Below are 22,759 nucleotides of genomic sequence, written 5' to 3' on the forward strand. Positions count from 1 at the left end.
TAAGAGAAATAGTGCCCGTTGAGCGTTCGTGCGTCCCCGGGGTCGGCGTAAACGCCTCGCCGGGGCGGCAACCACTCAGGACGTGGCGATAAACAGCTCGCGCAGCTGATGCAGCCGGTCGCGAATCTCCGCTGCTTCTTCGAACTCCAGGTTCTGCGCGTGTTTGAGCATCTGCGCTTCCAGCGACGTAATCTGCTGCTGGAGCGCTTTTGGCGTCAGTGCCTGAACATCCGGCTCGACGATGGTGACCGTGTTTTTCGACTTCCCGCGACCTTTGGCCCTGGTTTTCGCCAGCCCCTCGCCCATCGCCAGAATATCGACAACGTCTTTCACCAGCCCCTGTGGCACGATGCCGTGCTCTTCGTTATAGCGCTGCTGTTTCTCGCGACGGCGCTCGGTTTCACCAATCGCTTTCGCCATCGACGGGGTAATTTTGTCCCCGTAGAGAATCGCTTTACCGTTGATGTTACGCGCCGCGCGACCGATGGTCTGAATCAGCGAGCGCTCGGAACGCAGGAAGCCTTCTTTATCGGCGTCCAGAATCGCCACCAGTGAGACTTCCGGCATATCGAGGCCTTCACGCAGCAGGTTGATCCCCACCAGCACGTCAAACTCGCCCAGACGCAGGTCACGGATGATCTCCATACGCTCCACGGTATCGATATCAGAGTGCAGATAGCGCACCCGCTCACCGTGCTCTTCCAGATATTCCGTCAGATCTTCCGCCATACGTTTGGTCAGCGTGGTCACCAGCACACGCTCGTTAATCACCGAACGTTTACGAATTTCCGACAGCAGGTCGTCTACCTGCGTGCCGACCGGACGCACTTCAATTAGCGGATCAAGCAGCCCGGTTGGACGCACCACCTGATCAATCACATCGCCGCCGGATTTTTCCAGCTCATAGTTGCCCGGCGTCGCCGACACGTAGATAGTCTGCGGCGCCAGCGCTTCAAATTCTTCAAACTTCAACGGACGGTTGTCGAGCGCGGACGGCAGGCGGAAGCCGTACTCCACCAGCGTCTCTTTACGCGCGCGGTCGCCGCGGTACATGCCGCCAATCTGGGGAATGGTGACGTGGGATTCGTCGATCACCAACAGGCCGTCTGCCGGCAGGTAGTCAAACAGCGTCGGAGGCGGCTCGCCTGGCCCGCGCCCGGAGAGGAAGCGCGAGTAGTTTTCAATGCCGGAGCAGTAGCCCAGTTCGTTCATCATTTCGAGGTCAAACTGGGTACGCTGGCTCAGGCGCTGCTCTTCCAGCAGTTTGTTATTCGCCAGCAGCACCTTGCGGCGGTCTGCCAGCTCCACTTTGATCTCTTCCATCGCCTGCACGATACGCTCGCGCGGCGTCACGTAGTGCGATTTCGGGTAGATGGTAAAGCGCTGAATGGTCGAATCAACGTGGCCGGTCAGCGGGTCAAACAGCGAGAGGCGTTCCACCTCTTCGTCAAACAGCTCAACGCGCAGTGCCAGATCGTCAGATTCGGCCGGGAAGATGTCGATAACCTCGCCACGCACGCGGAAAGTCGCGCGCTGGAACGCCTGATCGTTACGGGTGTACTGCAATTCGGCCAGGCGGCGCAGAATGGAGCGCTGATCGATAATCATGCCCACCGTCAGGTGCAGCATCATTTTGAGGTACAGGTCAGGGTCGCCCAGACCGTAGATAGCGGACACCGAGGCTACCACCACCACGTCGCGGCGTTCGAGCAGCGCTTTGGTCGCGGACAAACGCATCTGTTCGATATGTTCGTTCACCGAGGCATCTTTTTCGATAAAGGTATCCGAGCTTGGGACGTACGCTTCCGGCTGGTAGTAATCGTAGTAGGAGACGAAGTACTCCACCGCGTTTTCCGGGAAGAACGCTTTCATTTCGCCGTACAGCTGAGCGGCCAGCGTTTTGTTCGGCGCCAGCACCATCGTCGGGCGCTGCAGATCAGCGATGACGTTGGCGACGGTAAAGGTTTTCCCCGACCCGGTCACGCCCAGAAGCGTCTGGTGCGCCAGGCCGTCTTCCAGCCCCTCTTTCAGGCGTGAAATGGCAGCAGGCTGGTCGCCTGAAGGACTAAACGCAGAATGCAATTTGAAGGGTTTACTCATGGACAACGCTACCTGATGACGAATGGGCCGGGCTGGAGATTAATTCTACTCGTCGCCTGCCGAATTGCCAATAAAAAATACTGGATATAAAAACAGTAATCACATACTGTATTTCATGTTCCCGGGGCAACGACAAGCAAGAGCGGCTGAAATTTATCCTCTGACAAGATAAAACACCAGCCTGATAAGGTTATCCCCAGAATTTTTTCTCTTTTAACATTTGTCAATATAGGTCATGAAAGTTTTATGGCAATCCGCAGCACTTTTTATTACGCCATTGCTTTTATTTATCTTGTTGAAATTTATAGAAAACATCGAAAAGCCGCGTTTCGCATCAATTCAGGCGCAGGCCGCATGCTCTCTCGTTTACCGCAGGTTTTCTAACTCTAATACACAGGGTTATCCACAGGAATAGTGGATAACTGCCGCTAGGCCCTATCCCCCGGCACCCGGCGATTTGCGCAACGGCGTGTCAACGAGAAAGCAAAAAAATATTTTATCCCCGATTTTGATATTTATCAGCGAAAAAGCACGCCCATTTTGTCCATCAACATGGGCGATTTCCTTACGTTATCTGCGGGTTAGCGCTTACGAATGAAGATGGGAAAGGCGTGCCAGAAAAACGACTTACAGGGCGCTCAGGTCAAGGTATTGCCCAAGCGGTTGGGATTCAACCTCATCGCCAAGCCACGGGATCTCACCGAGCAACGGCGCGGGAAGCATTCGCTGGAGCGTGCTGAGGTATTCTGCGTGGCGACGCCCCGGCGGCGTCACATCGTTGGCAATCCAGCCCGCCAGCCGTAGCCCTGCCTGCTGTACCGCCTGCGCGGTCAGCACCGCATGGTTGATGCAGCCAAGCTTCACGCCCACCACCAGGATAACCGGCAGCTGTTCCGTTTTCACCCAATCTGCCAGGGTCAGCGTCGGGGAGAGTGGCGTAAACCAGCCACCGGCCCCTTCCACCAGCACCCAGTCAGCTTCAGCCTCCAGCGCACGCAGCCCGGCAGAGAGCACGCTGGCCTCGATAGGCCGCTGTTCATCGGCGCTGACGATATGTGGAGAGGTCGGCTCGGCAAAGGTATACGGGTTCACCTGCTCATAGCGTAACGGCAGCACGCTGTTGCGTTGCAGCGCCAGGGCGTCACTGTTGCGCAAACCGTCGGCGGTCATTTCACTGCCGGAAGCCACCGGCTTGTACCCCGCCGTGCGCCGCCCAAGCAAACCTGCAGCCTGAAGCAGCGCGGTGCTGGCAACGGTTTTTCCGACTTCGGTATCGGTGCCGGTTACATAAAAGCGTTCAGTCACGCGAGATCACTCCTGTAAAAAGATGATAAGTCAGCGGGAATTCTCCCGCCTGAGACGGCCAGGCCAGCTGAAGCTGCTGTAGCCTACTGCGCGTCAGCGGCTGCTGGCTGCGCCCCTCATGAAGATGCGTCGCGCCAATGCCTTTCAGGGAACGCATGGCGCTCAGCGCATCGGGGAAGGTCAGCGTGATGGAGGTAGAAACACAGCGGCAGTCATAGCCCGCCATCGCTTCCTGTAGCGTCGTTTCGGGCAGAAAACGGTTGGCGTGCGGACGCTGGTCAACGGCGCGCCAGGCTTGATTCAGCTCCGGTAACGAACCTGCCGTCAATGTGGTAAAGGCCAGCGTGCCCCCGGGGCTAAGCTGGCGATACAGCCCCGCCAATGCCACGTGGAGATCGCTGCACCACTGAATAGCCAGATTGCTCCACACCAGATCAAAGCCACCTTCCGGCAGTGGAATAGCTTCGATATCGGCCTGGAGATAGCGGTCTGCTACCTGCTGACGCTGCGCCTGCTCAAGCATCTCCGCTGAGAGATCCAGCGCCGTCACGTGGCAGCCTTTGTCGCGCCAGTAGCGACTGTAGCTACCCGGCCCACAGCCCGCGTCCAGCACCCGCTCGAATACCCGCAACGGCAGCTGGGACAGCAGCTGTCGTGCGCTCAGGCGCTGTAACTCATCATGCTGATGGTAGTGCGCTGCCGCGCGGCCAAACGCCGCCGCCACCGCCTGTTTATTGACGGTCGCCATGCAGCACCTCCAGTAGTCTGTCGATATCCTGCGCCTCATGCGCCGCGGTCAACGTTAAGCGCAAACGCGCCGTTCCGGCGGGTACCGTCGGCGGGCGAATCGCCGTCACCCAACAGCCCTGCTCCCGCAGTTGCTCAGCCAGGTTGAGGGTGTGCTGGTTATCGCCGATGACGAGCGGCTGAATCGCGCTTTGCGAATCGGTTAAGGTATAGGCCAGCCCCTGTGCACCATGACGGAACGCGGCAACGTGCTGCGCCAGCTTTTCGCGTCGCTGCTGGCCGTCATCGCTCTGAATCACCGCCAGCGCCGCCTGTAGCGCAACCGCCTGGGCGGGCGGCATGGCGGTGCTGTAAATCAGATGTCGGGCGAACTGCACAAAGTAATCCGCCACGTCATGGCTGCACAGCACCGCCGCACCGCTCAGGCCAAACGCTTTGCCAAAGGTCACCACCAGCAGCTCAGGATGAACGCCCTGCTGCTGGCAGCTTCCTCGCCCGTGTGTGCCGTTGATGCCAATGCCGTGCGCATCATCGACCATCAGCCAGGCATTAGCGTCGCGCGCGGCCACAGCGATATCCGCCAGCGGCGCGCTGTCGCCATCCATGCTGAACACCCCTTCCGTCACCACGAGCTGCTGACCGTCGATGGGGGCTGCCAGCAGCCTGGAGAGGTGCTGGCTGTCGTTATGCTGAAAACGCCGCAGCTGCGCCGGGCTTAGCGTGGCGGCTTCAAGCAACGACGCGTGGCTGAGACGATCGGCCACGATCCGGTCTTCGCGCCCGGCCAGTGCGGCGATCGTCGCCTGATTAGCGGCAAAACCGGAGATAAACAGCAGCGCGCGGTCATAGCCCAGCCAGTCGGCCAGCTGCTCTTCAAGACGCAGGTGCGCGTAGTGGTAGCCGGTCACATGACCGGACCCACCGCTGCCCACGCCGTACTGCTCCGCCCCTTGCTGCCAGGCGTGGATCACCTGCGGATGCTGGCTCAGGCCAAGATAGTCATTGCTGGAAAAGTTGCAGTAACGACGCTCACCGCGCACCAGCCAGCGACCCACTCCTTGTTCCAGCGGATGACGAGAGCGGAAGGCCTGAGCCTCCCGACGTTCGCTTAATGCCTGTTCAATGCGTTGCTGCCAGCTCATACCGCCGCCGCGTTGTAATAATCCTCGGTGTCCGGCGTCATCAGTACCTGCTCCAGACGCTGTTGCTGTTCGTTATCACCCGCCGTAACCGTGGTCTGCTGCGGATTAAGACCCAGTTTGCGGAACAACTGCAGGTCTTTGTCCTCTTCCGGGTTCGGCGTCGTCAGCAGTTTGCAGCCGTAGAAAATGGAGTTCGCGCCCGCCATAAAGCACATTGCCTGAGTCTGCTCGTTCATCTGCTCGCGGCCTGCGGAGAGACGGACGTGGGAGGTTGGCATCATGATGCGCGCCACGGCAATGGTGCGAATAAAATCAAAGGCATCGACATCGTCGTTATCCGCCAGCGGCGTACCCTTCACCTTTACCAGCATGTTAATCGGCACGCTCTCCGGCGGCGTTGGCAGGTTAGCGAGCTGCAGCAACAGCCCGGCGCGGTCGGTGACGGTTTCACCGAGGCCTACAATGCCGCCGGAGCAGACTTTAATCCCGGCATCACGCACTTTATCCAGCGTGTCCAGGCGCTCCTGGTAGCTGCGGGTGGTGATGATATTGCCGTAGAATTCCGGCGAGGTATCGAGGTTGTGGTTGTAGTAATCCAGCCCCGCCGTCGCCAGACGACTCGCCTGGCTATCGGACAGCGTGCCCAGCGTCATACAGGCTTCCAGCCCCATCTCTTTCACGCCCTGAACCATCTGTTCCAGGTACGGCATATCGCGGTCGTTCGGGTTTTTCCATGCCGCGCCCATGCAGAAACGGGTCGAGCCCGCCAGCTTGGCTTTACGCGCCGAGTCCAGCACCTGCTCGACTTCCATCAGGCGTTCGGTTTCCAGCCCGGTTTTGTAACGCGAGCTCTGCGGACAGTATTTGCAGTCTTCCGGACAGGCGCCAGTTTTGATCGACAGCAGCGTACTCACCTGTACCTGTCGAGGGTCGAAATGCTGGCGGTGAACCTGCTGAGCTTCAAACAGTAAATCCAGCAGCGGTTTATCGAAAAGAGCGGTGACCTGCGACATTGTCCAGCGTAAAGGGTTAGCCATTGGCTTCTCCGGGGTTTTGTTAATTTTCGGTTCGGTTTATACTCGTAAACCTAAAACTTTTCAAAATGGTTTACAAGTCGATTATGACAACGGACGATCTTGCCTTCGATAGCCGCCATATCTGGCATCCCTATACCTCAATGACTAAACCACTGCCGGTCTACCCGGTGGTTTCCGCCGAGGGCTGCGAGCTACACCTCGCCAGCGGCGAGCATCTGGTGGACGGCATGTCCTCGTGGTGGGCAGCCATTCACGGCTACAACCACCCGCGCCTGAACGCGGCGATGAAGACGCAAGTTGACCTGATGTCGCACGTGATGTTTGGCGGGATCACCCACCCTTCCGCCGTGGCGTTGTGCCGTAAACTGGTGGCGATGACCCCGGAGCCGCTGGAGTGCGTGTTCCTTGCCGACTCGGGTTCGGTAGCGGTGGAAGTGGCGATGAAAATGGCCCTGCAGTACTGGCAGGCCAAAGGCGAATCACGCCAGCGTTTCCTGACTTTCCGTAACGGCTATCACGGCGATACCTTTGGCGCGATGTCGGTGTGTGACCCGGATAACTCCATGCACAGTCTGTGGAAGGGTTATCTGCCGGAGAACCTCTTCGCACCCGCACCGCATAGCCGCTTTGACGGGGAGTTTGACGAGTACGATATGGTGGCCTTTGCCCGCCTGATGGCCGCGCATCGTCACGAAATTGCTGCCGTTATTCTTGAGCCTGTGGTTCAGGGCGCGGGCGGTATGCGGATGTATCATCCGGAGTGGCTCAAACGCATCCGTAAGATGTGCGATCGCGAGGGGATCCTGCTGATTGCCGATGAAATTGCCACCGGCTTTGGCCGTACCGGCAAGCTCTTTGCCTGCGATCATGCGGGCATCAGCGCCGATATTTTGTGCCTTGGCAAGGCGTTGACCGGCGGCACCATGACCCTCTCCGCCACCATCACCACCCGTGAGGTTGCCGAGACCATCAGCAACGGCGAAGCGGGCTGCTTTATGCACGGCCCGACCTTTATGGGTAACCCGCTGGCCTGCGCCGTCGCGACAGAAAGCCTGGCGCTGCTGGAAAGCGGCGAGTGGCAAACGCAGGTGGCGGCGATTGAACGTCAACTCAAGCGCGAACTCGCTCCGGCCGCCGACGCGCCGCTGGTCGCCGATGTCCGCGTGCTGGGGGCCATTGGCGTCGTCGAGACGCGCTATCCGGTGAACCCGGCGCTGCTCCAGCGTTTCTTCGTTGAACAAGGGGTGTGGATTCGTCCGTTTGGCCGCCTGATTTATCTGATGCCACCGTACCCGATTACGCCACAGCAGCTGACGCGCCTGACGCGGGCGGTGTGTCTCGCGGTCGAGCAGGAAACATTTTTTATCCAATAAGCTGCGGTAATCTCCCCACGTTACCGCTACACTCCTTTGTTAATCAGTTGATTAACAAAGGAGGCAGTTGATGAAATTAGTCAGCCACGACCTGCGTGACGGTGAAAAGCTCCCTCATCGCCAGGTGTTCAACGGCATGGGCTACGATGGCGAAAACCTTTCTCCCCATCTGGCCTGGGATGACGTTCCTGCGGGCACCAAAAGCTTTGTCGTAACCTGCTACGACCCGGATGCCCCAACCGGCTCCGGCTGGTGGCACTGGATCGTTGCCAATATTCCAGCCGATACCCGTGAACTGCCAACCGGTGCAGGTTCAGGCTTGGTCGGGTTACCGGCTGGCGCCCTGCAAACTCGTACTGACTTTGGTAAAGCGGGCTACGGCGGCGCGGCACCGCCGAAAGGCGAAACCCACCGTTATATCTTCACCGTCCATGCGATGGACGTTGAGAGCATTGAGGTTGATGAAGGCGCCAGCGGCGCGATGGTCGGCTTCAACGTGCACTTCCATAGCCTCGGCAGCGCATCCATCACCGCCCTGTTCAGCTAGTTGCACCCTATTCCGTTCACGCCCTGCCGGGGAAACCTCGCAGGGCTTTTTTGTAGCTGATGGCGAAGCGCTGTAATTTTCTAACGTAAATGCCAATGCGTGGCAGGAAAGCACAGGAGTGTGAGGGGAATGTAAATTTATCTTGTGAATTTGATCACAATTTAAAAACAAACACGCCAATAAGAAAGGTGACTTAAATCACAAAAAAGAGGGCAGGAATGGACAGATTTTCGCTTTGTAGCCAACTTACAGCCACTTTATGTGACAACGATCACCAAAATTGACCTGTTAATGGGGTGATGAGAGTGATCAAGATCACAAACACCCCTCGGGGTACGCGAGACGAAAACGCCGTGATAGAGTCGATTTTGCATACTGAACGACTGGATGGTTTTTGGCGAAACCATCACAACTATGACGACGCGCAGCATCTAAGACGCGCACCACGAGGGGTGTTTTTATGTTATCACCAGATATCAAGGTCAAGGTACAGAATTTTGGCCGCTTCCTCAGCAATATGGTGATGCCCAATATTGGCGCATTCATTGCCTGGGGTTTGATTACTGCACTGTTTATTCCCACCGGATGGCTTCCTAACGAGACGTTAGCCAAACTGGTCGGCCCGATGATCACCTATCTGCTGCCGCTGTTAATCGGTTATACCGGTGGTCGCCTTATCGGTGGCGAACGCGGTGGCGTGGTTGGTGCCATAACCACCATGGGCGTTATCGTTGGCGCCGATATGCCAATGTTTATGGGCGCGATGATTGCCGGTCCGCTGGGCGGCTGGGCGATTAAACGCTTCGACCGCTGGGTTGACGGTAAAATCAAAAGCGGCTTTGAGATGCTGGTGAACAACTTCTCAGCCGGTATCATCGGCATGCTGTTGGCAATGCTCGCCTTCCTGGCAATTGGCCCGATGGTTGAGCTGCTCTCTAAAGCGCTGGCAACCGGCGTTAACGTCATGGTGCAGAACAACCTGCTGCCGCTGACCTCTATCTTTGTTGAACCGGCAAAAATTCTGTTCCTCAACAATGCCATTAACCACGGTATCTTCTCACCGCTGGGTATTCAGCAGGCCACCGAAACCGGTAAATCTATCTTCTTCCTGATTGAAGCGAACCCAGGTCCAGGCCTCGGCGTACTGCTGGCGTACATGTTCTTTGGTAAAGGCAGCGCCAAGCAGTCTGCGGGCGGTGCGGCGATTATTCACTTCTTCGGCGGTATCCACGAAATCTACTTCCCGTACGTGCTGATGAACCCACGCCTGCTGCTGGCGGTGATTCTGGGCGGCATGACCGGCGTCTTTACTCTGACGCTGTTCAACGCTGGCCTGGTCTCCCCGGCCTCTCCTGGCTCTATCTTTGCCGTACTGCTGATGACACCGAAGGCGTCCATTATTGGCGTGGTGCTGTCGATTCTGGCCTCAACGCTGGTCTCTTTCCTGACTGCCTCAATGTTGCTGAAACGCGTTCGCGTTGGCGATGAAGAGAGCAACGGTCTGGCCGAAGCCACCCGTCGCATGCAGAGCCTGAAACAGCAGTCAAAATCCGGTGGGAAATCCTCTGGTGAACTGCCACAGCCAGCGATGCGCAGCGAAACGCTCGATCTGTCTAAAGATTTGCACCACGTGCGTAAAATCATCGTGGCGTGTGATGCGGGCATGGGCTCCAGCGCACTGGGCGCAGGCGTGCTGCGTAAAAAGGTTAAAGATGCGGGCCTGACCCACATTTCAGTGAGTAACTGCGCGATTAACAGCCTGCCTGACGACGTTGACCTGGTGATTACCCATCAGGACTTAACCGAACGCGCCATGCGCTTTGCGCCGCAGGCGATGCACATGTCGCTCTCCAACTTCCTTGATAGCGGCCTGTATACCGACCTGACCACCCGTCTACTGGCGGCCAAACTGCCTGCCGCTGCGAACGACGGCCGTCTCATTAACCAGACGATTATCGCGGCGAACGATGACGCTTTCGACGGCACCGAGCGCGATGAGAATCTGTTTAAGCTCAGCGCGGACAACATCTTCCTCAACCTGACCGCAGAGAATAAGGCCCAGGCTATCCGCTTTGCCGGTGAGATGCTGGTCTCCGGTGGCTACGTTGAACCGGACTATGTTGATGCCATGCTGGCGCGTGAAGCGCTGACCACCACTTACCTGGGAGAATCCATTGCGGTGCCGCACGGTACCGTAGAAGCCAAAGACCGCGTGCTGCGCACCGGGATTGTCATTTGCCAGTACCCAGAAGGCGTTCGATTCGGCGATGAGCCGGACGATATTGCCCGCCTGGTTATCGGCATTGCCGCCCGCAACAACGAGCACGTACAGGTTATCGCCCGCTTAGCAAACGCCCTGGATGATAAAGACGTGATTGACCGTCTGACGCAGACCAGCAGCGTGCAGGAAATTCTACAAATCCTGTCCGGCGAACAAGCAGCATAAGGCTTCAGGGGCGAGCCGCCCCTGACATGGAAAGTTTTTCTCGAGGTCAAATTTATGAAAGCGATTCATTTTGGTGCAGGGAATATTGGTCGGGGATTTATCGGTAAACTGCTGGCCGATGCCCAGGCGGAGTTAACCTTTGCCGACGTTAACCAGCCGCTGGTCGATCAGCTAGCGCATCAGCAGCACTATCAGGTCAACGTGGTGGGTGAAAATGCCCGCATCGAGCAGGTTAACCGCGTCAGCGCTATCCATAGCAACAGCCCGGATGCCATCCAGCAGATTGCTGAAGCCGACATCATCACCACCGCCGTGGGCCCACAGGTATTGAGCAAAATCGCCAGTACGCTAGCGCAGGGACTGATTGCCCGTCATGACAACGGTAATCATCAACCGATGAACATCATCGCCTGTGAAAATATGGTGCGCGGTACCAGCCAGCTCAAACAGCATGTGCTGCAGGCGATGCCCGTTGCGCTGCACGGCTGGGTAGAAGAGCATATTGGTTTCGTCGATTCCGCAGTTGACCGTATCGTACCGCCGGGCTCGGCGGCGAACGACGATCCGCTGGACGTGACCGTGGAAACCTTTAGCGAGTGGATTGTCGACAGCACGCAGTTTAAAGGCGCGCTGCCGGAAATCGCCGGTATGGAGTCCACCAGCAATCTGATGGCCTATATCGAGCGTAAGCTGTTTACCCTCAATACCGGTCATGCAATTACCGCTTATCTTGGTCAACTGGCCGGGCATAAAACGATTCGCGATGCCATTCTCGACCCGGCCATTCGCGATGTGGTGAAAGGTGCGATGGTGGAGAGCGGCAACGTGCTGATCAAACGCTACGGCTTTAATGCCGAGCAGCATGCGGCCTATATCGAGAAGATCCTGACTCGCTTTGAAAACCCATACCTGCACGACGACGTGGAGCGTGTGGGCCGTCAGCCGCTGCGTAAGCTCAGCGAAGGCGATCGTCTGATCAAGCCATTGCGCGGCACGCTGGAGTACGGCTTGCCTCATAACAACCTGGTGATGGGCATTGCGGCAGCGTTAAGCTATCGCAGCGGCGATGACCCGCAGGCGCAAGAAATGGCGAGCCTGCTGCGCGATAATGGCGTCACCCACACCGTCACCCAGGTCTGCGGCCTGCAGGACCAGCCAACGCTTGTCGCCCAGATAGCGAATGTGTATAACGCCATGCAACGGAAATAATGTTGTTGCCCATAGGGTTGGAGCTGCTGTCCCGGCAGCAGCTCCGGAATAAGAAGGTAAGATGAAACAAAATCGACTGCGTTTGACGACGCAACCAGAGATACAAGGACATCATCCGAAAGAGCCGACGCCGCTAAAGCCGCGCTCTTCGGTCAATGAAACCACCATGATGGCGACAATGGACGAATCTGACCTTTATAAAAACCAGGCCGCGGAGAACCGCGTGCTGGAAAAGCTCAACGCGCGCCAGACGCTTAGCGGTTTTATCCAGACCGCCGTCTTATTGCTGGCTGAAGCGGTCGATCAGCTGATTCTTCAGGCCTTTCGTAAAGACGATTATGCCGTTAAGTACGCCGTCGAACCGCTGCTCGAAGGTAGCGGCCCGCTGGCCAACCTGTCGGTGCGCCTCAAGCTCATTTACGCGCTCGGCGTGATCAGCCGCGATGAATATGAAGACGTTGAGCTGCTGGTGGCGCTGAACAACGAGCTGGAGCAGGAAAAGACCGTTTACAGCTTTACCGATGATGAAATCCTCGGCCCGATTAGCATGCTGCATAGCATGGCAGCACTGCCACCGCCTCCAACGCTGCATATGCCGGAAGATGTGGTGGATGACGCGCTAAGAACCATGCAGGAGCAGCGCTATCAGCAAATGGTGCGTTCGGCGCTGGTATTGAGCATCACCGATTTAATTACTCGTCTGGCCCACAAAAAAGCATTCTAGCAGGACGATGGTGTTCCATCGTCTCTACGAATGCTCCTGGCAAATGGCGGTCACCTCCGCCAGAAACCTTCCCTTTCCTTCCGTAACGGTAAGTCGGCAAAAAAACAGGCGATTTTTTTGCCAGCACATCTTCCCGTTTCGCTCAACTTAGTATAAAAAGGCTGCTTTTACGGGATTCACATTCACTTAAATTAGCCTGGAGCAACATGAACACTTTCTCGGTTTCTCGTCTGGCGCTGGCATTGGCTTTTGGCGTGACACTGACGGCTTGCAGCTCAACCCCAGCGGATCAACGACCTTCTGACCAGGCAGCCCCTGGTACAGTTTCTCGTCCGGTGCTGTCAGCTGATGAAGCGCAGAACTTTGTCGCCGCTCGTTATTTCTCATCGCTCGATCCTAACGCTGCCGTCTGGTCTCCGTCTTCCATCGCCGTTCCAGCCAAAGCAGACTTCGTGGTAGGGCCAGCGGGTACGCAGGGCGTTACCCACACCAGCATTCAGGCTGCCGTTGACGCCGCCATTGCTCGCCACAGCAGCTCACGTCTGTATATCGCCGTTCTGCCGGGCGAATACGATGGTACCGTCTATATTCCAGCTGCACCGGGCAGCGTGACCATTTACGGTACCGGCGAAAAAGCCACCGACGTGAAAATTGGTCTGGCTATCGACTCCGAGATGGACCCAACCACCTGGCGCCGTCAGGTCAACCCAGGCGGTAAATACATGCCTGGCAAACCGGCGTGGTACATGTTTGACAGCTGCCAGAGCAAACGCACCGCCACCGTCGGCGTGATGTGCTCAGCGGTTGTCTGGTCACAGAATAATGGCCTGCAGCTGCAGAACCTGACTATCGCCAACAACCTGGGTGACAGCGTTGATGCGGGCACTCACCAGGCCGTTGCCCTGCGCACTGACGGTGACAAAACGCAGATCAACAACGTCAATATTCTTGGTCGTCAGAACACCTTCTTCGTGACCAACAGCGGCGTTGATAACCGTCTGCAGAACAACCGCCAGACCCGTACGCTGGTCAGCAACAGCTACCTGGAAGGCGATGTAGATATCGTTTCCGGCCGTGGCGCCGTGGTGTTTGATAACACTGACTTCCGCGTGGTGAACTCGCGCACCCAGCAGGAAGGCTACGTGTTCGCTCCAGCAACACTGTCCAACGTCTATTTCGGTTTCCTCGCCACTAACAGCCGCTTTACCGCTGCCGGTGACGGCGTAGCACAGCTGGGCCGCTCTCTGGACGTTGATAGCAACACCAACGGTCAGGTGGTGATTCGCGATAGCGTGATTAACGAAGGCTTTAACTCAGCGAAACCGTGGGCTGATGCTGCCGTTTCTAAACGTCCGTTCAGCGGCAATACCGGCGCGCAGGACGAGAAAGGTCAGCTGAAGCGCGATCTGAACGACCGTAACTTCAACCGCATGTGGGAGTACAACAACCGCGGCGTGGGAAGTCACGTAGTGGCTGAACCTAAGAAGTAATTCGTGATGATGTGAAAAAGGCCCATGAGATCATGGGCCTTTTTTTATCACCCAAGCCTGATAAGCGTAGCGCCATCAGGCCTCATGCCGACATTGCCGCATGGCGACGTCGATCAATACGCGTTAACCACCACCCACATCGGGCCCTGGCCTACCGCGTAACGCCCTTTCTCCTGCAGTAGCCCCTGCTCACCGGCAATCTCATACACCGCAACGTGGTGCGATTTCTGCCCGGCGGCAATCAGGTATTTCCCGCTGTGATCGACGTTAAAACCGCGCGGTTGCGTTTCGGTTGGCTGGAAGCCTTCCAGTGACAGCACGCTGCCGTCTTCTGATACGCTGAAGATGGTAATCAGGCTGGAGGTACGGTCACAGGTGTATAGGTGACGACCGTCCGGGGTGATATGAATATCTGCCGCCCAGCGGGTATCGGTGAAATCAGCAGGCATCATGTCCAGCGTCTGCACGCACTCAATTTTGCCGTATGGATCTTTCAGTTCCCACACATCGACAGAACCGTTCAGTTCGTTGACGCAGTAGCCGTACTGTTCGTTCGGATGGAACACCATATGGCGCGGGCCAGCGCCTTCTACGGTAGTCACTTCCGCAGGAGTCTGCGCGGACAGGAAACCATCATCGCTCAGCGTGAACAAGCAGATGCGATCCTGCTTCAGTGCCGGTACCCACAGGGTGCGGTTGTCCGGGGAAATGTTCGCCGAGTGGCAACCGTCCAGCCCTTCCACGACCGTCACGGTATCGCGCGGCAGACCATCTTCCAGACGAATCACGCTGACGTTGGCCTGGTTGTAGGAGGCGCTAAAGACGAAATTGCCTTTGCGATCGGTGGAGATATGGGTTGGGCTACCCGGCAGCGGCGCTTCGGCTTCAAAGGTCAGTGCACCGTCGTCTGGGGCAATGCGGTAAGCCAGTACGCGGAATTCAGGGCGTACGCCGACGTACAGAAAGCGTTTATCAGGGCTGACAACCATTGGCTGTACCTGACCTGGGACATCCACCACCTGAACCAGCGTCAGGCTGCCGTCATGGTTCAGCGTCCAGACGTGGATCTGCTGGCTCTCCGGGCTGGCGGTATAAACGGTCTGTTTCATGACTACTCCTTTCTGAAAACATTGAATTGGCGGCGACGAGTCGCGGCCTGGTCCACACAATTTTGCCGTACAGGTAACTCGGTGTACCATCCTGAACAGCGAATTTTCTCTTTAACTCGAGACAACACTATGACTGCACGTGTGATTGCCCTGGATCTGGACGGAACGCTCCTGACGCCAAAGAAAACTCTGTTTCCCTCTTCACTGGAAGCGCTGAATCGTGCCAGAGCGGCTGGCTATCAATTAATGATTGTTACCGGTCGACATCACGTTGCCATTCATCCTTTTTATCAGGCACTGGCGTTAGATACACCTGCAATTTGTTGTAATGGTACTTATCTTTATGATTATCAAAATAAAAAAGTACTGACCGCCGACCCGATGCCAGTCGAAAAAGCCCAACAACTGATTACGCTGTTGGATGAACATCAGGTGCACGGCCTGATGTACGTCGACGATACCATGATGTATCAGTATCCAACCGGCCACGTGGTGCGCACCAGCAACTGGGCACAGAGCCTGCCGGAAGCCCAGCGCCCGTCGTTTACCCAGGTTGATTCACTGGCGCAGGCCGCTCATGAAGTCGAGAACGTCTGGAAGTTCGCGCTGACCGATGAAAATGGGCAAAAGCTGCGTGAATTCGCCGAGCATGTCGAAAAAACGCTGCAGCTGGAGTGCGAATGGTCGTGGCACGATCAGGTCGATATCGCCCGCCAGGGGAACAGCAAAGGCAAACGCCTGACGCAGTTTATCACCGACCAGGGCTGGTCGATGCAGGATGTGGTGGCGTTTGGCGATAACTTTAATGACATTAGTATGCTGGAAGCTGCCGGAACCGGCGTGGCGATGGGCAATGCCGACGACGCGGTAAAAGCCCGCGCCAACGTGGTGATTGGCGACAACACCACCGATGCCATCGCCGACTACATCAATAAACACCTGCTGTAATCAGGCGGTGATCGACACGCTTTTCACCTGAGCATAGAGCCACTGGCCTGGTTTAATCGCCAGGTCATCGCGAGCCCACGGGCTGACGCGCGCCCACAGCGTGCGTCCGCTCACGTCCAGCTGTACTTCTACCTGCCCGTTATCGTCGTAGCACTGCACCACCTTTGCGTGCAGCACGTTACGGATACTGGTGTGTAACGACGGTTGCAGCACCAGCGACACATCAGTGGCCTGAATGCGCACGCGCACCGCGCTCTGTAGCGGCTTATCCAGCTTGTTGACCCAGATATGCTGGTCGCCCAGCGCTAGCGCGGTCATGGCATAGTGTGGATGGTGCTCCAGCACCGTCACGCGCAGAATGCTGCTCTGCTGATCCTGCGGCAGCCATGGGTGCATCACGCTGCTGCCCCACACCTCTTCCAGGTTGCCGAACGCTTTCACCTTGCCGTCTTCCAGCACCAGCACTTTATCCGCCAGATGGAGAATCTCATCCAGCGAGTGGCTGACGTAAAGCATAGGGATGTTAATTTCCCGCGCCAGGCGCTGCAGATACGGCAGCAGCTCGCGTTTACGCGGGATATCAAGCGAGGCCAGCGGTTCATCGAGCAGCAGTAACTCAGGGGCGGTTAGCAACGCACGGCCAATCGCCACGCGCTGTTTTTCACCGCCGGAGAGGCTGCCCGGCAGCCTATCGAGCAAAGGTTCAATACCCAGCAGCGTCACCAGCTTATCGAACTGGTCGGCCATGCTTTTCGCCATGCCGTAACGCAGATTACCGCGCACCTTGTAGTGCGGGAACAGTCGCGCATCCTGAAACACGTAGCCGACGCGGCGTTTTTCCGGTGCCAGACAGACGCCCTGCTCCGCATCGTTCAGCACACGGCCATTGAGCACAATGCGACCCTGCTGCGGTTTGGTCAGGCCGCTGATAGCGTTAATCAGCGAGGTTTTACCTGCCCCGGAGACGCCAAATACGGCGGTGATACCGGAAGCCGGCAGCGATTCATCAATTTGCAGACAGTGCGTACCGAGCGTCTGGCTAAAATTCAGCTCCAGCATGGTTACGCCCCCATCCGACGGCGGCTAATGCTTGCCAGCCATTCAGAGATCATCAGGGAAATCAGCGCCAGTACGATGGAAATCAGACACAGACGCGCCGCCGCGCTTTCGCCGCCGGGAGTCTGGATCAAGGTATACATTGCAGAGGGGATAGTGCGGGTTTCACCTGGAATATTCGATACGAAAGTAATGGTCGCACCAAACTCGCCGAGCGAGCGAGCAAAGGCCAGCACGGTGCCGACGATAATACCGGGCAGCATCAGCGGTAGCGTTATGGTGCAAAACACTCGCCAGCGCCCAGCACCCAACGTACGGGCCGCTTGCTCCAGCTTGACGTCTACCCCTTCCAGCGCCAGACGAATCGCGCGAACCATCAGCGGGAACGACATCACCGCTGCAGCAATGACCGCGCCACGCCAGCTAAAGGCAAAGGTCAGGCCGAACCAATCATACAGCCAGGAGCCAATAAATCCTCGACGCCCCAGCGCAATCAACAGCAGATACCCCACCACCACCGGCGGCAGCACCAGCGGCAGATGGATAAGGCCATCCAGCAGCGCTTTGCCGGGGAAGCTGCGGCGGACCAGCAGCCAGGCGAAGAAGATCCCAAACGGCAAGCTAAACACCACGGCCAGGGATGACACTTTAAGGCTCAGCAGAACCGCCTGCCATTCGGGATCGGTCAATATCATTAGTGCGTCGTAAATCCGTAACGTTTAAAGATTTCGGATGCCTGCGGCCCTTTCAGGTAGTCGTAGAACGCCGAGACAGTTGCGTTTTTATGGCCATCGATAATGGCAATCGGGTATTCCACTTTCTTGTGCGAATCTTCCGGGAAGGTGCCAACCACTTTCACACCTTTGCTTGCGACTGCGTCGGAACCGTAGACGATGCCCAGCGGCGCTTCGTTACGTTCAACCAACGCCAGCGCACCTCGCACGTCTTCAGCCGGCGCCAGTTTCGGTGACAGAGTGTCCCATGCGCCCAGCTTCTGCAGCGCTTCTTTCGCATAGATGCCCGCCGGTACGTGGTCAGGGTCACCCACCGCCAGACGGCCGCCTTTCAGCAGACTGGTCCAGTTGGTTTTGGCATCAATGGTGATATCGCCCTGTGCGCTCGCTTTTGGCGCCACGACGACCAGGCTATTGCCCAGCAGGGTTTCACGAGACGCGGTGTCGATGGCCTTTTTATCTACCGCATAGTCCATCCATTTCTGGTCTGCGGAGATAAACAAGTCAGCCGGAGCGCCTGCTTCAATCTGGCGGGCCAGAGTAGAAGAGGAAGCAAAGGAAGAAACCACATCAACGTTCTTCTCTTTTTTATACTCTTTCGCAATATCCTGCATTGCGTTGGTCAGCGATGCTGCCGCAAATACGGTGATTTTGCTTTCGTCCGCCAGCGCGTGACCTGCAACGGAAAGCGTTAAAGTCGCTCCTGCAAACAAACGTAACCATGAACCTGTCATTTGAAACTCCTGTGTGTGCCGTTGTATATCGAAAAATACAGCGAAGAGTATAGGGGCTTTCTTAGATTAATGCATTACAGATACATGAATTATTGCTGTGTTTACGGGGTGTTATCGGCAGGAGTGTGAAGAACTTCATAGCAAAACGCCCGGTTAAACCGGGCGTTTGGGGGAAATCAGTGATTTTGCTGGTTGCCGTTTTTGTGACCGACACCGGAGAAAATGTTAAACACTTCACCCAGACCGTAAATTAACCCCAGGATGATAGCCATCACTACGGGTACCATGATTACGGCAAAAACCAGACTTTTCAACAGCTCTAACATGGTTTACTCCAGACATTGTGATGCGGTTATTGTAACCGGATATCGCAGAAATACACTCCCTTTTGTGCGGTGTGCTTTCCGCTTGCTAACATTTGGGTCAAAATACCCTTTTTATTGCCAGGATACTCTTATGCAGGCTGAAATCCTTCTTACCCTCAAGCTCCAGCAGCGCCTGTTCGCCGATCCGCGCCGCATTTCACTCCTCAAACAAATAGCACAGACCGGCTCCATCAGCCAGGGAGCGAAAAATGCGGGTATCAGTTATAAGAGCGCATGGGATGCGATTAATGAAATGAACCAGCTGAGCGAGCAATCGCTGGTCGACCGCGCCACCGGCGGCAAAGGCGGCGGCGGCGCGGTGCTTACCCGCTACGGCCAGCGCCTGATTCAGCTCTACGACCTGCTGGCGCAAATTCAGCAAAAAGCCTTTGATGTGCTTAGCGACGACGACGCGCTGCCGTTAGACAGCCTGCTCGCCGCTATTTCGCGCTTCTCCCTGCAAACCAGCGCCCGTAACCAGTGGTTTGGTACCGTCACTCAGCGTGACCATCAGCAGGTACAGCAACACGTTGATATCCTGCTGGCCGATGGCAACACCCGCCTCAAGGTGGCGATCACCGCCCAGAGCGGCGAGCGTTTAGGGCTGGATGAAGGCAAAGAGGTGCTGGTATTGCTGAAAGCGCCGTGGGTCAGCGTCACTCGCGATCCCCAGGTTGCCGCAGCGGCAGACAACCAGCTTCCGTGCCGTATCAGCCATATCCAGCGTGGTGAAGAACAGTGTGAAGTGCTGATGGCGCTGCCGGATGGGCAGACCCTGTGTGCGACGCTACCGCTGGCCGACGCCGCAGGGCTGGAAGAAGGTGCTGACGTCACAGCATTCTTTAACGCCGATCGCATCATTCTTGCCACGTTGTGCTGATGGCATTGACTTTGCGCTGAGGAAGACGTATCCCTGATGCACATCGCTGCAAAAAACGGGATACATCATGTCATCATTGCAAATTTCGCAAGGCACGTTTCGTCTTAGCGACACAAAAACACTAAAAATTGAGCATCTGACGCTGCGTGCCGGAGAGAGCTGGGCTTTTGTCGGCAGCAACGGCAGTGGCAAATCGGCGCTGGCCCGCGCGCTGGCAGGCGAACTGCCGCTGCTTTCTGGCAGCCGCGACGCTACCTTCACCCGCATTGCTCACCTCTCCTTCGAGCAGTTGCAAAAGCTGGTCAGCGACGAGTGGCAACGCAACAACACCGATATGCTTAGCCCGGACGAAGACGATACCGGGCGCACCACCGCGCAAATCATCCAGGATGAAGTCAAAGACGACGCCCTGTGTGCCCGGCTTGCCGCGCAGTTTGGCATCAGCCATCTGCTAAGTCGCCGCTTTAAATACCTCTCCACCGGTGAAACCCGCAAAACCCTGCTCTGTCAGGCGCTGATGACGCAGCCGGATCTGTTGATCCTCGATGAGCCCTTTGACGGCCTGGACGTGGCCTCTCGCCGCCAACTGGCGGAACATCTTGGTGAGTTACATAACGCGGGTTATACGCTGGTGCTGGTGCTCAATCGCTTTGATGATATCCCTGAGTTCGTGCCGTTTGCCGGGGTACTGGCCGACTGTACCCTGACGGAAACCGGCGAGAAAAAAGCGCTGCTTGCGCAAACGCTGATTGCACAGCTGGCACACAGCGAAAAGCTCTCCGGCATGACCCTGCCAGAACCCGATGCACCGTCCGCGCGGTTGTCTATTGCCGACGATCTACCTCGCATCGTGCTGAACGACGGCGTGGTCTCCTATAACGATCGTGCGATCATTGACCATTTAAGCTGGACGGTCGCTCCGGAAGAGCACTGGCAAATTGTTGGCCCGAATGGCGCGGGGAAATCCACCCTGCTAAGCCTGGTCACTGGCGATCATCCGCAGGGCTACAGCAACGATCTGACGCTGTTTGGCCGCCGACGCGGCAGCGGTGAAACCATCTGGGATATTAAAAAACATATCGGCTACGTCAGCAGCAGCCTGCATCTGGATTACCGGGTGAGCACCACGCTGCGCAACGTGATCCTCTCTGGCTATTTTGATTCCATCGGCATCTATCAGGCCGTCTCTGACAAACAGCGCAAGCTGGTTGATGAGTGGCTGCAAATCCTTGGCATGGACCCGCGCACCGCAGACGCGCCGTTCCACAGCCTCTCCTGGGGACAACAGCGACTGGCACTGATCGTGCGCGCGCTGGTGAAGCACCCGACGCTGCTGATCCTCGATGAACCACTGCAGGGGCTAGATCCACTCAACCGCCAGGTGGTTCGCCGCTTTGTGGATGTACTGATTAGCGAAGGTAAAACGCAGCTACTGTTTGTGTCACACCACGCGGAGGACGCGCCGGAGTGCATCACCCATCGGCTTGAGTTTGTTGCTGACGGCGACGGTTATCGCTATGAGGTCGGCCCGATTTAAGAAGGTCAGGCGTACTCTCTAAATGTAGCCCGGCCAGGCAGCGCCGCCGGGTTTACACAATATGCCCTGTCCCCACGCCTCCTTTTTCAGACTATTTTCACCCTTCATCGTTAACTTCTTTGATTTATAATGAAAAAATATGAAATCATTACGTTGATTTTGCTAGTGTAAACGATTCCACTAATTTAGCCCATGTCACACTTTTGGCTTCTCTGTTATGCTAAGGTTATTCCATGCCATAAGCTTAACGGAGCTAAAAATGAAAGTATTGGTTACAGGTGGTAGCGGTTACATAGGAAGCCACACATGTGTGCAACTGCTGCAACAGGGCCACGATGTCGTCATCCTCGATAACCTGTGCAACAGCAAGCACAGCGTTGTACCGGTCATTGCCCGCCTGGGCGGCAAGCAGCCGAGCTTCGTCGAAGGCGATATTCGGAACGAAGCGCTGATGGTTGAGATCCTCAAGGAACACACCATTGAAGCGGTGATTCACTTCGCGGGCCTGAAAGCCGTGGGCGAGTCGGTGCAAAAGCCGCTGGAGTACTATGACAATAACGTCACCGGTACCCTACGTCTGGTTGCTGCAATGCGCACCGCCAACGTCAAAAACTTCATCTTCAGCTCCTCCGCAACCGTCTATGGCGATCAGCCGAAAATTCCTTACGTCGAAAGCTTCCCTACCGGTACGCCACAAAGCCCGTACGGCAAGAGCAAACTGATGGTTGAACAGATCCTGACCGACCTGCAAAAAGCGCAGCCGGAGTGGAGTATTGCACTGCTGCGCTACTTCAACCCGGTGGGTGCACATCAGTCCGGCGATATGGGTGAAGACCCGCAGGGCATCCCGAACAACCTGATGCCGTACATCGCTCAGGTCGCCGTGGGCCGCCGCGAGTCACTGGCCATTTTCGGCAACGACTACCCTACACCTGACGGCACCGGCGTGCGCGATTACATCCACGTGATGGACCTTGCCGACGGTCACGTTGCCGCGATGGAAAAACTGGCGAACAAAGCCGGCGTGCATATTTACAACCTGGGCGCAGGCGTCGGCAGCAGCGTGCTGGATGTGGTCAACGCGTTCAGCAAAGCCTGTGGCAAACCAATTAACTACCATTTTGCTCCACGTCGCGACGGCGATCTTCCGGCCTACTGGGCCGATGCGACCAAAGCCGACAAAGAGCTGAACTGGCGCGTAACCCGTAACCTTGACGAAATGGCGCAGGACACCTGGAACTGGCAGTCCCGTCATCCTCAGGGATATCCAGACTAA

General features: G+C 56.7%; 21 protein-coding genes. 11 read left to right on the forward strand and 10 right to left on the reverse strand.

Annotation, left to right across the window (positions count from 1 at the left end):
• Positions 1 to 75: 75 nt before the first annotated feature.
• Positions 76 to 2,100 (reverse strand): excinuclease ABC subunit UvrB, encoded by a 2,025-nt coding sequence (gene uvrB / locus V6940_RS11055; RefSeq protein WP_333495887.1) that lies wholly within the window; start codon positions 2,098 to 2,100, stop codon positions 76 to 78.
• Positions 2,101 to 2,346: 246 nt separating this feature from the next.
• Here uvrB and V6940_RS11060 point away from each other — a divergent pair, with 246 nt between their 5' ends.
• Positions 2,347 to 2,484 (forward strand): hypothetical protein, encoded by a 138-nt coding sequence (locus V6940_RS11060; RefSeq protein ID WP_185666711.1) that lies wholly within the window; start codon positions 2,347 to 2,349, stop codon positions 2,482 to 2,484.
• Positions 2,485 to 2,727: 243 nt separating this feature from the next.
• On the opposite strand, the gene bioD is transcribed toward V6940_RS11060, so the two are convergent.
• From bioD to bioB, 4 genes are read right to left on the reverse strand one after another with little or no spacing between them, the layout of a single operon-like run.
• Positions 2,728 to 3,405, reverse strand: coding sequence for a dethiobiotin synthase (gene bioD, locus V6940_RS11065; protein ID WP_333495888.1), 678 nt, complete (start codon positions 3,403 to 3,405; stop codon positions 2,728 to 2,730).
• Positions 3,398 to 4,153 carry a malonyl-ACP O-methyltransferase BioC gene (gene bioC, locus V6940_RS11070; RefSeq protein WP_333495889.1) on the reverse strand — a complete coding sequence of 252 codons (756 nt, stop codon included), beginning with the start codon at positions 4,151 to 4,153 and terminating at the stop codon, positions 3,398 to 3,400. The genes bioD and bioC overlap by 8 nt, the downstream gene beginning before the upstream one ends.
• Positions 4,137 to 5,294, reverse strand: coding sequence for an 8-amino-7-oxononanoate synthase (gene bioF / locus V6940_RS11075; protein ID WP_333495890.1), 1,158 nt, complete (start codon positions 5,292 to 5,294; stop codon positions 4,137 to 4,139). The genes bioC and bioF overlap by 17 nt, the downstream gene beginning before the upstream one ends.
• Complete coding sequence (gene bioB / locus V6940_RS11080; RefSeq protein ID WP_333495891.1) at positions 5,291 to 6,331, reverse strand: biotin synthase BioB; 1,041 nt, start codon at positions 6,329 to 6,331, stop codon at positions 5,291 to 5,293. Before bioB ends, bioF begins: the two co-directional genes overlap by 4 nt.
• An 83-nt stretch (positions 6,332 to 6,414) precedes the next feature.
• Between bioB and bioA the strand changes: the two genes are divergently transcribed.
• The 6 genes from bioA (at position 6,415) to V6940_RS11110 (ending at position 14,120) form a co-directional block, all read left to right on the forward strand.
• A complete protein-coding gene (gene bioA / locus V6940_RS11085; RefSeq protein WP_333495892.1) occupies positions 6,415 to 7,704 on the forward strand; it encodes an adenosylmethionine--8-amino-7-oxononanoate transaminase in 1,290 nt (429 codons plus the stop codon).
• A 70-nt stretch (positions 7,705 to 7,774) separates the two neighbouring features.
• Positions 7,775 to 8,251 carry a kinase inhibitor gene (locus tag V6940_RS11090; RefSeq protein WP_315407324.1) on the forward strand — a complete coding sequence of 159 codons (477 nt, stop codon included), beginning with the start codon at positions 7,775 to 7,777 and terminating at the stop codon, positions 8,249 to 8,251.
• Between the two features lie 460 nt (positions 8,252 to 8,711).
• On the forward strand, positions 8,712 to 10,697 hold the full coding sequence (locus V6940_RS11095; protein WP_333495893.1) for a PTS mannitol transporter subunit IICBA: 1,986 nt from the start codon (positions 8,712 to 8,714) through the stop codon (positions 10,695 to 10,697).
• Positions 10,698 to 10,751: 54 nt separating this feature from the next.
• Positions 10,752 to 11,906, forward strand: a complete 1,155-nt coding sequence (locus V6940_RS11100; protein WP_333495894.1) for a mannitol-1-phosphate 5-dehydrogenase — start codon at positions 10,752 to 10,754, stop codon at positions 11,904 to 11,906.
• A gap of 61 nt (positions 11,907 to 11,967) precedes the next feature.
• Positions 11,968 to 12,630, forward strand: coding sequence for an MltR family transcriptional regulator (locus V6940_RS11105; RefSeq protein WP_442910804.1), 663 nt, complete (start codon positions 11,968 to 11,970; stop codon positions 12,628 to 12,630).
• Between the two features lie 206 nt (positions 12,631 to 12,836).
• Entirely contained in the window at positions 12,837 to 14,120 is a 1,284-nt protein-coding gene (locus tag V6940_RS11110; RefSeq protein WP_333495895.1) for a putative acyl-CoA thioester hydrolase, read from the forward strand.
• A gap of 113 nt (positions 14,121 to 14,233) precedes the next feature.
• Here the strand turns inward: V6940_RS11110 and pgl are convergent, their stop codons facing one another.
• Positions 14,234 to 15,229 (reverse strand): 6-phosphogluconolactonase, encoded by a 996-nt coding sequence (gene pgl / locus V6940_RS11115; RefSeq protein WP_185666722.1) that lies wholly within the window; start codon positions 15,227 to 15,229, stop codon positions 14,234 to 14,236.
• Between the two features lie 129 nt (positions 15,230 to 15,358).
• Between pgl and V6940_RS11120 the strand changes: the two genes are divergently transcribed.
• Entirely contained in the window at positions 15,359 to 16,177 is an 819-nt protein-coding gene (locus tag V6940_RS11120; protein WP_333495896.1) for a pyridoxal phosphatase, read from the forward strand.
• Here V6940_RS11120 and modC read toward each other — a convergent pair whose 3' ends face one another.
• The 4 genes from modC to V6940_RS11140 form a co-directional block, all read right to left on the reverse strand.
• The gene (gene modC, locus V6940_RS11125) at positions 16,178 to 17,236 is read right to left on the reverse strand and encodes a molybdenum ABC transporter ATP-binding protein ModC (RefSeq protein ID WP_333495897.1); all 1,059 of its coding nucleotides are present in this window, start codon (positions 17,234 to 17,236) and stop codon (positions 16,178 to 16,180) included.
• Between the two features lie 2 nt (positions 17,237 to 17,238).
• Positions 17,239 to 17,928, reverse strand: coding sequence for a molybdate ABC transporter permease subunit (gene modB, locus V6940_RS11130; protein WP_035892212.1), 690 nt, complete (start codon positions 17,926 to 17,928; stop codon positions 17,239 to 17,241).
• Positions 17,928 to 18,701, reverse strand: coding sequence for a molybdate ABC transporter substrate-binding protein (modA, locus tag V6940_RS11135; RefSeq protein ID WP_220438420.1), 774 nt, complete (start codon positions 18,699 to 18,701; stop codon positions 17,928 to 17,930). The genes modB and modA overlap by 1 nt, the downstream gene beginning before the upstream one ends.
• Positions 18,702 to 18,877: 176 nt before the next feature.
• A complete protein-coding gene (locus tag V6940_RS11140; RefSeq protein WP_185666726.1) occupies positions 18,878 to 19,027 on the reverse strand; it encodes an AcrZ family multidrug efflux pump-associated protein in 150 nt (49 codons plus the stop codon).
• A gap of 130 nt (positions 19,028 to 19,157) precedes the next feature.
• Here V6940_RS11140 and modE point away from each other — a divergent pair, with 130 nt between their 5' ends.
• From modE to galE, 3 genes are all read left to right on the forward strand, one after another.
• Entirely contained in the window at positions 19,158 to 19,946 is a 789-nt protein-coding gene (gene modE / locus V6940_RS11145; RefSeq protein ID WP_333495898.1) for a molybdenum-dependent transcriptional regulator, read from the forward strand.
• 67 nt (positions 19,947 to 20,013) lie between these two features.
• Entirely contained in the window at positions 20,014 to 21,483 is a 1,470-nt protein-coding gene (modF, locus tag V6940_RS11150; protein WP_333495899.1) for a molybdate ABC transporter ATP-binding protein ModF, read from the forward strand.
• 259 nt (positions 21,484 to 21,742) lie between these two features.
• Entirely contained in the window at positions 21,743 to 22,759 is a 1,017-nt protein-coding gene (gene galE, locus V6940_RS11155; RefSeq protein WP_333495900.1) for a UDP-glucose 4-epimerase GalE, read from the forward strand.

The organism is Kluyvera sp. CHPC 1.251 (assembly GCF_036759945.1).
Taxonomy (GTDB): Bacteria; Pseudomonadota; Gammaproteobacteria; order Enterobacterales; family Enterobacteriaceae; genus Kluyvera; species Kluyvera sichuanensis.

What these genes read in the sequence shown, in the direction of transcription:
- V6940_RS11105 (WP_442910804.1), top strand. Translation starts at nt 11,968, where the DNA reads ATGAAACAAAATCGACTGCGTTTGACGACGCAACCAGAGATACAAGGA.
- modB (WP_035892212.1), bottom strand. Translation starts at nt 17,928, where the DNA reads ATGATATTGACCGATCCCGAATGGCAGGCGGTTCTGCTGAGCCTTAAA.
- V6940_RS11120 (WP_333495896.1), top strand. Translation starts at nt 15,359, where the DNA reads ATGACTGCACGTGTGATTGCCCTGGATCTGGACGGAACGCTCCTGACG.
- bioF (WP_333495890.1), bottom strand. Translation starts at nt 5,294, where the DNA reads ATGAGCTGGCAGCAACGCATTGAACAGGCATTAAGCGAACGTCGGGAG.
- bioC (WP_333495889.1), bottom strand. Translation starts at nt 4,153, where the DNA reads ATGGCGACCGTCAATAAACAGGCGGTGGCGGCGGCGTTTGGCCGCGCG.
- V6940_RS11110 (WP_333495895.1), top strand. Translation starts at nt 12,837, where the DNA reads ATGAACACTTTCTCGGTTTCTCGTCTGGCGCTGGCATTGGCTTTTGGC.
- modF (WP_333495899.1), top strand. Translation starts at nt 20,014, where the DNA reads ATGTCATCATTGCAAATTTCGCAAGGCACGTTTCGTCTTAGCGACACA.
- uvrB (WP_333495887.1), bottom strand. Translation starts at nt 2,100, where the DNA reads ATGAGTAAACCCTTCAAATTGCATTCTGCGTTTAGTCCTTCAGGCGAC.
- V6940_RS11090 (WP_315407324.1), top strand. Translation starts at nt 7,775, where the DNA reads ATGAAATTAGTCAGCCACGACCTGCGTGACGGTGAAAAGCTCCCTCAT.
- galE (WP_333495900.1), top strand. Translation starts at nt 21,743, where the DNA reads ATGAAAGTATTGGTTACAGGTGGTAGCGGTTACATAGGAAGCCACACA.
- pgl (WP_185666722.1), bottom strand. Translation starts at nt 15,229, where the DNA reads ATGAAACAGACCGTTTATACCGCCAGCCCGGAGAGCCAGCAGATCCAC.
- modC (WP_333495897.1), bottom strand. Translation starts at nt 17,236, where the DNA reads ATGCTGGAGCTGAATTTTAGCCAGACGCTCGGTACGCACTGTCTGCAA.
- modA (WP_220438420.1), bottom strand. Translation starts at nt 18,701, where the DNA reads ATGACAGGTTCATGGTTACGTTTGTTTGCAGGAGCGACTTTAACGCTT.
- V6940_RS11095 (WP_333495893.1), top strand. Translation starts at nt 8,712, where the DNA reads ATGTTATCACCAGATATCAAGGTCAAGGTACAGAATTTTGGCCGCTTC.
- V6940_RS11060 (WP_185666711.1), top strand. Translation starts at nt 2,347, where the DNA reads ATGGCAATCCGCAGCACTTTTTATTACGCCATTGCTTTTATTTATCTT.
- V6940_RS11140 (WP_185666726.1), bottom strand. Translation starts at nt 19,027, where the DNA reads ATGTTAGAGCTGTTGAAAAGTCTGGTTTTTGCCGTAATCATGGTACCC.
- bioB (WP_333495891.1), bottom strand. Translation starts at nt 6,331, where the DNA reads ATGGCTAACCCTTTACGCTGGACAATGTCGCAGGTCACCGCTCTTTTC.
- bioA (WP_333495892.1), top strand. Translation starts at nt 6,415, where the DNA reads ATGACAACGGACGATCTTGCCTTCGATAGCCGCCATATCTGGCATCCC.
- V6940_RS11100 (WP_333495894.1), top strand. Translation starts at nt 10,752, where the DNA reads ATGAAAGCGATTCATTTTGGTGCAGGGAATATTGGTCGGGGATTTATC.
- modE (WP_333495898.1), top strand. Translation starts at nt 19,158, where the DNA reads ATGCAGGCTGAAATCCTTCTTACCCTCAAGCTCCAGCAGCGCCTGTTC.